4 protein-coding genes are annotated in these 2,732 nt (G+C 69.9%); 1 reads left to right on the forward strand and 3 read right to left on the reverse strand.

Features of this window, described 5'->3' with window-relative positions; all coding sequences use genetic code 11:
- Positions 1-497, forward strand: a 497-nt coding sequence (locus tag ACFPIJ_RS03315) for an anti-sigma factor (RefSeq protein ID WP_380113048.1), incomplete at its 5' end; no start/stop codon positions are given.
- A 71-nt stretch (positions 498-568) separates the two neighbouring features.
- Here the strand turns inward: ACFPIJ_RS03315 and ACFPIJ_RS03320 are convergent.
- From ACFPIJ_RS03320 to ACFPIJ_RS03330, 3 genes are all read right to left on the reverse strand, one after another.
- A complete protein-coding gene (locus ACFPIJ_RS03320; RefSeq protein ID WP_380113049.1) occupies positions 569-1,519 on the reverse strand; it encodes an electron transfer flavoprotein subunit alpha/FixB family protein in 951 nt (316 codons plus the stop codon).
- A 14-nt stretch (positions 1,520-1,533) separates the two neighbouring features.
- The gene (locus ACFPIJ_RS03325) at positions 1,534-2,313 is read right to left on the reverse strand and encodes an electron transfer flavoprotein subunit beta/FixA family protein (RefSeq protein ID WP_380113050.1); all 780 of its coding nucleotides are present in this window, start codon (positions 2,311-2,313) and stop codon (positions 1,534-1,536) included.
- Between the two features lie 182 nt (positions 2,314-2,495).
- A partial coding sequence (locus tag ACFPIJ_RS03330; protein ID WP_380113051.1) for a hypothetical protein occupies positions 2,496-2,732 on the reverse strand: 237 nt, incomplete at its 5' end.

The raw sequence follows: 2,732 nt of genomic DNA on the forward strand, positions 1-2,732 counted from the left end.
CGGCCGGACGGCGGGCGCCCGGCTGGCGCGCCCCCGCCGGGATCGCCGCGGAACAGGCGATCGTGGCGGCGATCGTCTCCGCGGCCGGCACGGCCCTGGTCCTGCGGGACGAGCCGCCGGCCGACCCGGTCGCGGCCTGCCCCGCCGGCGCGCCGAGGGTGTCCCTCGAGGCGCTGCCGGGCGCGCCCGCCGGCGCCGGCGGGTTCGCCTGCCTGGTGACCGTGGACGGCGAGCGGAAGCTGGTCGTGCACGCGGAGGGTATGCCGGACCAGGCCGACGGGGACTACGAGGCCTGGCTGCTGGACTCGACCAGCCTCCAGGGTCCCGGCCTGCGGATGCAGCCGCTCGGCCCGATGGGCACCAAGGCCGACCAGCAGCTGACCGTGCCCGGCAACCTGGACCTGCACAAGTTCAACATCGTCGACATCTCCGCGGAGCCGCACGACGGCGACGCGACCCACTCCGGCAAGAGCCTGCTGCGCGGCACCCTGCCCTAGACGCAGATGATCCGGAAGACCTTGTGCACCCAGGGGTACACAGGGTCTTCCGGATCATGAGAAGGTGCGCGCTACTTGCGCTTGCGGATCTCCTCGGCGGCCTGCGGGACCACCTTGAACAGGTCGCCGACCACGCCGAAGTCGGCCAGCTCGAAGATCGGCGCCTCGGAGTCCTTGTTGACCGCGATGATCGTCTTCGACGTCTGCATGCCGGCCCGGTGCTGGATGGCGCCGGAGATGCCGAGCGCCACGTACAGCTGCGGGGACACCGTCTTGCCGGTCTGCCCGACCTGGAACTGGTGCGGGTAGAAGCCCGAGTCGACGGCCGCGCGGGACGCACCGACGGCGCCGCCGAGCAGGTCGGCCAGCTCCTCGACCAGCTTGAAGTTGTCGGCGCTGCCGACGCCGCGGCCGCCGGAGACGACGATCGAGGCCTCGGCCAGCTCGGGGCGGGCGCCCTTCGCCTCGACCTTGCGCTCGACGACCTTGGCCAGCTTGTCCTTGTCAGTGAGGGCGACCTCGACCTGCTCGACCGACGGGGTGGCCGGCGCCGGGGTGGGCGTGAGCGAGTTGGGCCGGACCGTGACGATCGGCAGGCCCTTGCTGACCTTCGACTTCACGATGGTCGAGCCGGCGAAGACGACCTGCGTGCCGATCCCGTCGGCGTCCAGGGCGACGACGTCGGTGAGCAGCCCGTTGTCGAGCTTGACGGCGACCCGGCCGGCGATCTCCTTGCCCTCCTGGCTGGAGGCGATGAGGACCGCGGCGGGCGACACGCGCTGGATCAGCGCCGCCAGGACGGTGGCCTTGCCGGCCACCAGGTAGCCGTCGAGGTCCTCGCCCTCGGCGGCGTAGATCTTCGTTGCGCCGAACTCGCCGAGCTTGTCGGCGAGCGCCGCGGCCGACCCGCCGAGGACGACGGCGGAGACGTCGCCGAGCGTCCGGGCCAGGGTCAGCATCTCAAGGGTGACCTTCTTGGGGGCACCCTGGGAGGCCTCGACGACGACCAGTACTTCAGCCATGGTTTCGAACTCCCTTAGACGAACTTCTCGGAGGCCAGGTACTCGACGAGCTTGCTGCCGCCGTCGTCACCCGCGTCGATCTTGTTGCCGGCCTGGCGCGGCGGGCGCTTGTTGTGCTCGACCACGGTGCTGGTCGCGCCGTCGAAGCCGACCTCGCCGGCGGCGATGCCCAGGTCGCTCAGCGACAGGGTCTGCAGCGGCTTCTTCTTGGCGGCCATGATGCCCTTGAAGGACGGGTAGCGCGGGTCGTTGATCGTGTCCCAGACGCTGACCAGGGCCGGGGTCGAGGCGGTGACGACCTCGTAGCCCTCGTCGGTCTGCCGCTCGATGGTCAGCGAGGTGCCGTCGACGGTGAGCTTGCGGGCGCCGGTGAGCGCCGCGATGCCGAGCCGCTCGGCGATCATGTGCGGCATCACCTGCACCCGGCCGTCGGTCGACTCCGCACCGCAGATGACGAGGTCGGCGCCCTGCTGGGCGATGGCGGCCGCGAGGACCTTCGAGGTGGCGACGGCGCACGAGCCGTGCAGCGCGTCGTCGACCACGTGGACGGCGGAGTCCGGGCCCATGGAGAGGGCCTTGCGGATCGACTCGGTGGCGCGGTCGGGGCCGACGGTCAGGATGACCACCTCGCCGCCGTGCGCCTCCTGGAGGCGGAGTGCCTCCTCGATCGCGTATTCGTCCATCTCGTTGATCACATTGCTGGCCGACGCGCGGTCGACGGTGTTGTCGTCACTGCGCAGGTTGCGGTCTGCGCCGGAGTCCGGCACCTGCTTGACGAGTACGACGATTTTCATCGCGGTCCGAGGTCCTCCTGCTTGACAGTCGCCGCGTCATCGCGGCCCACTTGCGCCCCACGTTACGGCTCAACTCCGGCGGTAACAGGTTTGCCTCCCGGATGTTACTCGACAGTAGGTTGAGAAGAGCGGTGAAAACTGTCACCCGACGGCTCACCCTGAACCCGGGGGTGGGGGAAATGTCACAGAACACCGGACTCGTCGAGCCCGCACGACCACTCTCCGCGGCGGTTGCCCAGCACGCTGCGGAAAAGGTCACACACCGCCGTTGCGAGGAACCGGACGGGCATCTGTGCACCTGCGGCCGCCCGCGCGAGCACTGCGTCACCGAGACCATCCGCGAGCTCTGGCAGATGCACTAGTAGTGCTTTGTCATGATCTTCGGCGGGGTCGTCGTTTCGGTTGCGGGAACTGGGTTC

The organism is Dactylosporangium cerinum, assembly GCF_042653625.1.
In the GTDB taxonomy this organism is placed as follows: Bacteria; Actinomycetota; Actinomycetes; order Mycobacteriales; family Micromonosporaceae; genus Dactylosporangium; species Dactylosporangium cerinum.

What these genes read in the sequence shown, in the direction of transcription:
- ACFPIJ_RS03320 (WP_380113049.1), bottom strand. Translation starts at nt 1,519, where the DNA reads ATGGCTGAAGTACTGGTCGTCGTCGAGGCCTCCCAGGGTGCCCCCAAG.
- ACFPIJ_RS03325 (WP_380113050.1), bottom strand. Translation starts at nt 2,313, where the DNA reads ATGAAAATCGTCGTACTCGTCAAGCAGGTGCCGGACTCCGGCGCAGAC.